8 protein-coding genes are annotated in these 7,386 nt (G+C 38.3%); 2 read left to right on the top strand and 6 right to left on the bottom strand.

Going from position 1 to position 7,386, the window contains the following annotated elements; genetic code table 11:
* Nucleotides 1-410: 410 nt before the first annotated feature.
* Nucleotides 411-1,589: a cystathionine beta-lyase gene (locus tag SP041_RS18775; RefSeq protein ID WP_025563199.1), complete on the bottom strand. Its 1,179-nt coding sequence runs from the start codon at nucleotides 1,587-1,589 to the stop codon at nucleotides 411-413.
* 268 nt (nucleotides 1,590-1,857) lie between these two features.
* Here SP041_RS18775 and SP041_RS18770 point away from each other — a divergent pair, with 268 nt between their 5' ends.
* Nucleotides 1,858-2,361, top strand: coding sequence for a YcxB family protein (locus SP041_RS18770; RefSeq protein ID WP_025563200.1), 504 nt, complete (start codon nucleotides 1,858-1,860; stop codon nucleotides 2,359-2,361).
* Between the two features lie 81 nt (nucleotides 2,362-2,442).
* Here the strand turns inward: SP041_RS18770 and SP041_RS18765 are convergent, their stop codons facing one another.
* The gene (locus SP041_RS18765; protein ID WP_025563201.1) at nucleotides 2,443-3,312 is read right to left on the bottom strand and encodes a LysR family transcriptional regulator; all 870 of its coding nucleotides are present in this window, start codon (nucleotides 3,310-3,312) and stop codon (nucleotides 2,443-2,445) included.
* Nucleotides 3,313-3,413: 101 nt separating this feature from the next.
* Here SP041_RS18765 and SP041_RS18760 point away from each other — a divergent pair, with 101 nt between their 5' ends.
* Nucleotides 3,414-4,619 carry an MFS transporter gene (locus tag SP041_RS18760; protein ID WP_025563202.1) on the top strand — a complete coding sequence of 402 codons (1,206 nt, stop codon included), beginning with the start codon at nucleotides 3,414-3,416 and terminating at the stop codon, nucleotides 4,617-4,619.
* A 146-nt stretch (nucleotides 4,620-4,765) separates the two neighbouring features.
* On the opposite strand, the gene SP041_RS18755 is transcribed toward SP041_RS18760, so the two are convergent.
* The 4 genes from SP041_RS18755 to truC form a co-directional block, all read right to left on the bottom strand.
* Entirely contained in the window at nucleotides 4,766-5,095 is a 330-nt protein-coding gene (locus SP041_RS18755) for an NGG1p interacting factor 3 protein, NIF3 (RefSeq protein WP_037048174.1), read from the bottom strand.
* 36 nt (nucleotides 5,096-5,131) lie between these two features.
* Nucleotides 5,132-5,536: a hypothetical protein gene (locus SP041_RS18750; protein WP_137297989.1), complete on the bottom strand. Its 405-nt coding sequence runs from the start codon at nucleotides 5,534-5,536 to the stop codon at nucleotides 5,132-5,134.
* Between the two features lie 100 nt (nucleotides 5,537-5,636).
* Complete coding sequence (locus tag SP041_RS18745) at nucleotides 5,637-6,527, bottom strand: hypothetical protein (RefSeq protein ID WP_025563205.1); 891 nt, start codon at nucleotides 6,525-6,527, stop codon at nucleotides 5,637-5,639.
* 1 nt (nucleotide 6,528) lies between these two features.
* Nucleotides 6,529-7,302, bottom strand: coding sequence for a tRNA pseudouridine(65) synthase TruC (truC, locus tag SP041_RS18740; RefSeq protein WP_025563206.1), 774 nt, complete (start codon nucleotides 7,300-7,302; stop codon nucleotides 6,529-6,531).
* Nucleotides 7,303-7,386 lie beyond the last annotated feature (84 nt).

Raw genomic sequence — 7,386 nt, 5'->3', positions numbered from 1 at the left:
ATTATATAAATGGCTATTACAATCGATATCGCCCACATCAGTTTAACGGCGGATTTTCACCATTAGCAGCAGAGAAAGAAAACGTAAAAACCTCTAACAAGATGGCCAGTTTTACTTGACCACTACAGTGTTGAACTAACCTTCTTTACCCTTCGTGCCTTCGTGGTTAAATTGCTTTTGACTTTAAGAGCCCCTAATCAACCACGAAGCCGCTGTGCTACACGAAGGTCACGAAGAAAAACACATAATATATTGATTAGTAATGTTTTTAACCTAACCTTCTTTACTCTTCGTGCCTTCGTGGTTAAATCGCTTTTGACTTTAAAAATAAATAGCTTAATAAAAAACACAAAAAAGGAGCCAAAAGGCTCCTTCAATATTAATACTCAATTAGAATGCTATTTACCAAACTACTTATTTAAAACGGCATTGTAACGCTCAAAGCCCGCTTCTAAATCTGCGATTAAATCTTCAGGGCTTTCTAAACCAATATGTAAACGAATAAGCGGTTTGCTACTATCCCATTTAGTTACAGTTCTAATTTTATCAATACCCGACACACTCAAAATCAGGCTTTCAAATCCGCCCCATGAAAAGCCCATTTTAAAGTGATGCATGTTTTCTACTAAGGCCGTTAATGACTTGCTGTTCCCTTCTTTTAATACAAAAGAGAATAAGCCGTTAGAAGCAGTAAAATCGCGTTTAAAAAACTCATGCCCAGGACAAGTTTCAAAAGCAGGGTGACGAAGGTGATCGACTTCAGGACGTGTTGCTAGCCAATTAGCGACTTGCAGCGCATTTTTTTCATGCTGCGCCATTCTCACGCCTAATGTACGTAAACCACGGCTAGCTAAATAAACATCATCTGGTGACGTACATTGTCCCATTAAGTAACTGTTTTCACGCAATTGTTCCCAATGAGCTTCATTCGACGTAGCGGTACCCATCATGACATCAGAATGCCCTACTATGTATTTGGTTGCCGCTTGAATAGAAATATCAACGCCCATATCAAATGGACGAGAGTTGATTGGTGAAGCCCATGTGTTATCCAACATCACCACTAAACCATGTTCGTGAGCAATTTTGCTTAATGTGGGTACATCTTGAATTTCCATGGTCACTGAACCAGGAGATTCTAAAAATAAGACTTTAGTGTTGTCTTGAATAAGGTCTTTAATGCCAGCGCCGATCATTGGATCGTAATAGGTTGTTTCGATGCCAAACCCTGCTAACAAACTGTCACACAAAGCGCGAGTTGGTTCATAAGCACTGTCGACCATTAATAAATGGTCGCCTGATTTTAAGAAAGACATTAATGAATTACTGATAGCCGCAGAGCCTGACGGGTATAACGCAGTACCAACGCCACCTTCTAATTCAGCAATCGCAGCTTGAAATGCAAAATGTGTTGGCCCACCACGGCGACCGTAAAACAATTCACCGTTAGCTTTGTTTTTAGACGCAAAACGCATATCTTCCATCGTTTCAAAGGTCATGGTTGAAGCACGCACTACAGGTGGATTAATGACTCCGTTTGTCCATTTTTTATCACGTCCTAAACTTACTATTTGCGTTTCTTTTTTCATTTGACCTATCCATTCATGATGTTAGAAAATATATAAGAAACATATATTAACACTTCAAATAAAGATGAACAGCGACTATCTCGTCATATCTTAGTCCGTTATGTTTAGCTTAAAAACATCCACTGGTTTTAAGTAAACCCAGTACCCGTTAATCGTTACGGCAATCTCATACCTAGTAATTCTGTTGAATAGATTCATTGCATAACATTTCATTACTTAACATTTGATAATAGGTATAATCATTTCTTTTTTGTCTAATAGGCTGAACATGCAATTTGAAACTCACTTCATGCTAGATCGTGAACACTATGCAGAGTGTTTTGATCAATCAATGTTATTAAAAGGGCCACAAAAACCACGCTATATTTTCATTGCAGGTTTAATCATCGCCGGTTTGTTTTTTCTATTTGCAACGGATGTACAAGGTTTATTAGCTTGGTTCTTTTTTGCTATCGCCGTGTTGGAATATTTCAGTTTTAAATACAAACGACCATGGTGGTTAACTCGACAAATGATGAGTAAAAATGCAGGTAATAAAATCACGCTTATTTTTGATGATCGGGGTATTGAAAATAAAAGCGTTTACATCAATAACCAATTGGCTTGGCAGTCTATCGATAGCTTCTACGAAACAGATGCTGGTTTTATGTTGAACTTGCATCAAGGTGGACAGCAGTATTTAAGTAAAGCTTGTTTAGATGATTCGATGCAAGAATATATTCAGCAGCAATTGAGTGGTAAAAAACAGCCTATTCCTTCTCTAGCGAAGTAATAAACTATTCTTTATCAAGCTAATAAACAGTCGCCGTTTTATAAAAAATAAAGCACAAAAAATAAGTGAAACGATATCCGCTTAATGGTTTTGTTTCACAAACTCTAAAAACGCTCTATCTGCCTTAGATAAGTACCCTTTTTTTCTCCAAGCAATTGAGATATCCAGAAAGATAGGCTCTTCAAAGGGAATAGAGATAATATCCGGTTCTTTTTCTGTCGCGAGTTCAAGTAACGCCGTTATTGCAAAATCACGTTTTACAATTTTAAGGATCACCGCCAATAAGTTAGTTTCAAAGGAAAAGTCGGCGGTTAATTTTTCTTGTTGGCAAATATCATCTAATTTTTCACGATGAAAATATCCCTTTTTAAACATCACTAATTCCTGCGAAAAAAACTCGGCATAAGTCAGTGACTTTTTCCCCGCAAACTCATGATCAGTATTCACCACGGCCACCATTTGTGAGCGAATGAGATGTTCAGAATCTAATGCTTCAGGTAAGTTGCGCGCTTGGATAATACCAAGGTCAATTTCTCCATCGAGTAGCATTTTTTGTATCGACTGCGCACCAGCGTCAATAATAATCAGCTTTAATTTGGGATAACGACTTTTAAAGGCCATTAATACATCGGGAAAATAATAACTTCCCATAATACTCGGCACACCTAACCGCACTTCACCTTTTTCTAAACCTCTTAATTCTTTCATGGCTAAAGTGGCATCATCTAATTGCTGGATGATTTGTTTGGCATGCCCCAATAGAATTTCACCTTCATGGGTAAGCGTTATTTTTCGTTCATTACGACGGAAAAGCTCCAGCTCTAGCTGCCCTTCTAATTTTTTAATCGCCACGCTTAAAGCGGGTTGTGCTATGTGTAACGCATTAGCGGCATGCGTGATGTTTTGATGCTTTGCCACCGCGGCAAAATAGGTAAGAAGTCGAGTATCCATGCTATAACCAAAAACTATTGAAGTGATAATTATTATATATTTTCACTATTGCAATGAACTTGCTACTGTTTCGATCTCGTTTCCTGTTGGTGATCACATCGATGATTGAATTTCGCAGTAAAGCTTATTATAAAGTCAGTGCCGCACTCGCTTTTGGCTCATTTTTAGTTTTTTGTAATCTGTATTTATTTCAACCTATGTTGCCCGTGTTAGCAAAAGACTTTGCCGTATCTGCAACACAAATTAATTGGTTACTCGCTGCTGGCACACTCACCCTTGCAATCATGCTGCTGCCATGGGCATTTGCTTCAGAGTTAATAGGTCGCCGTAAAATATTATTAATTAGTTTATTTTTATTACCGGTCATTGGTTTAACCTCGTTGTTAACAAACGACCTGGTACTTTTAATTATCAGTCGTGCATTAATGGGCATGGCATTAGCGGGATTTACTGCAGTCGCGGTCGCTTATATGGCGGAAGAATTTTCAGCTAAAGCATTTAGCTACGGGATTGGTGCTTATATCAGTGCAAATTCACTCGGTGGTATTTCAGGGCGAATATTTGGCGGCATGATAACCGATCATTTTAATTGGCAAACAGCCGTCGCTTGTATGGCATTACTCAGTTTAGTCGGCGCAATATTAGTTGCGTTAGTATTACCTAAACAAAGTAATAAAACCGTAAAAAGTGTTCCCACCTCTCAATATCATCACGTTATTATTCAACATGTAAAAAATAAAAAGATTTTCTTCGCAATGTTAATTGGCGGACTTAACTTTGCGCTGTTCATGAATTTATATACGGTAGCTGGATTTCGATTAGTCAGTGAACCTTATTCAATGCCTGTGAGTATCGCGTCGATGATTTTCTTATGTTACTTATCTGGTACGTTAAGCTCTCGATTAGTCGGTATTTGGTGTCAACGGTTTAGGCCTATTACAGGGATGTTCGCGGGGGCAACTCTAGGATTACTGGGTATGCTAGTAGCAAGTTATGATTCTTTAGTGGTCATATTAATTGGATTAAATTTATTGAGTTTTGGTGCTTTTTTCACTCACTCCCTTGCTTATGGTTGGGTGAGCCAGCAAGCTGAACATTCTAAATCTACCGCGACAGCTCTTTATCTCGTTCATTATTATGTGTCTGGCAGTTTAGGTGGTTTTTATCTGATGTATTGTTGGCAACATGGTGGTTGGACGCAGGTAATGATTGGGGCGAGTATATTGTATGCCGTAGTTTTTTGCTTATGTTGGCGCTTGGCAAGTTATACCCAAAAGCAAACGACGACGACATTACAAGTACAATAAATACCATCACTTAAGGTTCAAAGGCTTATTGTTGTCGTTATAATAGCAGTAGTGATGATAGCTGGGACGGCGACAAAGACAGTGATTACAAATGAGAGCATTAAGAATACACTGTTTAACAGTCTAATTTTGTTTAGCTATGTTGTTTAGCTATCTAGTTCGTCCAAAGTAATAATGGGCAATGCACCATAGGCAACTTCTTGATAAGGATGAGCTTCTATCAATGCTGTTAGCGCCGCTTTTAGTAGGCTTTCTTTACAAACCATTTCAACTCTATATTCATTTAATGCGGTTAATTGCTGCTGTTGACCAATATAAGGAGTGGCATTTTCTGAAGGTTTAAACTGCCCTTGCCCCAAAACTTGCCAAGCACATTGTTGATATTCTCCAACTTGCCCTGCTCCTGCGTTAAACATGGCTGTTTTAACCGCTTCAAGGGATTCTTCTGGTACATAAAAGTGAATTTGATACAACATATCGGCCTTTCCTTTTTAGATGTCGATATTCGCTGATCAAAACGATGAGCGAGAGGATCTGCGGTTTACAACAGAAAACAGCAACCAACAAGGTAAGCAGACAAGTATAGTTGTCAAAATATCAAACCATGAATGATACTCGAGCTGAGTCATCACAAATCCATAAGCCATCATGCTTACAAAAGCGTAACAACCGACTTTAAAATTAACACTTAACAACGCAAATACAATGACAGCAACCGCCACCGTATGCGAACTAAAATTAGCTCCCATTGACTGCCACCAGCCAAAATACAGCTCTATAAAAGCAAAACCATAAGCATATAAGTAACCTGCTACAAAAGCGATAGCAAAGCTTTTTGTCATTGCAAAACGCAGGTAATAAACGCCGCATAGCGCAAGGAGTGGTGAATATAAGTCAGCTATTATGGATAGCATCATTGAGTCCTTTTTATGGCAATCGCACTGTAGATAAACTTATTAAGTAAGAAGATAACTAAACACTTGTTTATAAAAACTTACTTAACATACATTGCTTAACCTAATCGTTTGTCTTTTCTTGAGAGTAATCAACAGTATGGTCGCAGCTGTTCTGCTTTTCACAATCATTGATACCATCTGAATCAGTATCCCAACTTTTATGCATAGTGCTATTAGCCGTGATTTTATTATTAATAGTAATACGTCTAAATGCTGCATGTTGATCATCTTTTGGATCTAGTGCCACCAACTGTAATGTCATTTTATTCGACTGTGTTGGATAATCTGCTGCCGCTTGTTTAGGCCCATGACTTTTAAAGTGAACATCAATAACCCCTTCCTGAACAAATACATTATCTTTGACAACGCTTTTCTCTTTAATCACTATCGCTTGTTCACGAATACGATTGCCTAATAACTCAGAGCTTAAATGTGTTGCTTGTTGGCTAGCAAAATCATAAGAAAAAAGTCCGATATAATCGAAAATACCACGACCTGCAGTATTAATAACAAAAGGCGCAGCGAAATAAGTAATACCCGTTCTATTGTCAGCTAACAAACTTAACTTAGACATATTTAAAAAGACAGAACCTCTTTCATAAACCGCTTTATCCTGACCATTAGTTGCCTCCTGTTCAGTTGCTTTTAGCTCAGGGGAAGAAACTACGTCTTGATAATATCCTCTAAGATAGATTTCTTGTTCGACTTGCTCTGCTTTGTCTAAACTCACTAGACGTTGATTATCAGGATACACAATCGAAACAGGGTGAGGTTTAGATAAAGATTGGAAAATCATTTTTTCAGTTTTATCTTCACAGTTATTTTGATCAGCATTCCAATACCCATCAATGTTTGCGCAAGCCTCTGGCGTATTCGCTCTATTTTGCAAAAAATACGACACAATGACGATAACAACAAATGCGACCAATACTTTACTCAAGGTTTTGAACATATTACTTCTCTACCGATAGATTAATGTCAGATAATACTCGTGCAAACTCACTTGTTAGTGGTGCATGAATCTCAATTTTCTGCTCTGTTTTAGGGTGGATAACACTTAAATAAGCGGCATGTAATAGTAAACGATGAATATCAAAGTTGTCTCTGAACATCGTGTTATGTTTACCGTCTCCGTGTGAGGTATCGCCTACAATCGGGTGCCGTAAATGTTTCATGTGACGACGCAATTGATGTTTGCGTCCAGTTTTAGGCACTAGTTTCATTAATGAATAACGAGCGCTTTGATAAGGACCAACGGCAATCGGCACTTCTGTTTGTGCTAAACAACTATACTCTGTCACGGCTTCTTGTGGCGGTTTAGTCATATCGGCTTTTTTATCTGCAATTTTGTCGTATTGATATTTCAGAGGATAATCTAACAGTCCTTGATCTAAGTGCCCTCGCACTACCGCAACATAACTTTTCTCGGTGGTTTGTTCGACAAACTGTTGCATTAAGTGGCGTGCGCTGTCTTTATCTAACACAAACAATAATACCCCTGATGTTGGTCTGTCTAAACGGTGCACTGGATACACATGTTGACCTATTTGATCGCGTAGCTTTTGCACAGCAAACTCAGTTGCATGAGTATCTAACCAACTACGATGAACTAACAAACCCGACGGTTTATTAATCGCCACAAGGTAATCATCTTGATATAAGATCTCTAATTCAGGGCTACTACTCTCAACCACAATATCTTGTTGCTCTTCAACCGTCGCCAGCATGGTATCGATATTATCAAGATCGTCTTCTTGATGGTCATGTAAACCTGGTTCTAATTCTGTTTGTTGTTTCATGTTACTCACTTG

The sequence above is a fragment of the Psychromonas sp. SP041 genome, from assembly GCF_000470315.2.
Classification (GTDB): domain Bacteria; phylum Pseudomonadota; class Gammaproteobacteria; order Enterobacterales; family Psychromonadaceae; genus Psychromonas.
The sequence above is the reverse complement of the archived record's forward strand: the minus strand, read 5'-3'. Positions and strand labels throughout refer to the sequence as shown.

Coding starts and splice junctions, on each gene's coding strand:
- SP041_RS18775 (WP_025563199.1), bottom strand. CDS start 1,589: ATGAAAAAAGAAACGCAAATAGTAAGTTTAGGACGTGATAAAAAATGG.
- SP041_RS18770 (WP_025563200.1), top strand. CDS start 1,858: ATGCAATTTGAAACTCACTTCATGCTAGATCGTGAACACTATGCAGAG.
- SP041_RS18765 (WP_025563201.1), bottom strand. CDS start 3,312: ATGGATACTCGACTTCTTACCTATTTTGCCGCGGTGGCAAAGCATCAA.
- SP041_RS18760 (WP_025563202.1), top strand. CDS start 3,414: ATGATTGAATTTCGCAGTAAAGCTTATTATAAAGTCAGTGCCGCACTC.
- SP041_RS18755 (WP_037048174.1), bottom strand. CDS start 5,095: ATGTTGTATCAAATTCACTTTTATGTACCAGAAGAATCCCTTGAAGCG.
- SP041_RS18750 (WP_137297989.1), bottom strand. CDS start 5,536: ATGATGCTATCCATAATAGCTGACTTATATTCACCACTCCTTGCGCTA.
- SP041_RS18745 (WP_025563205.1), bottom strand. CDS start 6,527: ATGTTCAAAACCTTGAGTAAAGTATTGGTCGCATTTGTTGTTATCGTC.
- truC (WP_025563206.1), bottom strand. CDS start 7,302: ATGCTGGCGACGGTTGAAGAGCAACAAGATATTGTGGTTGAGAGTAGT.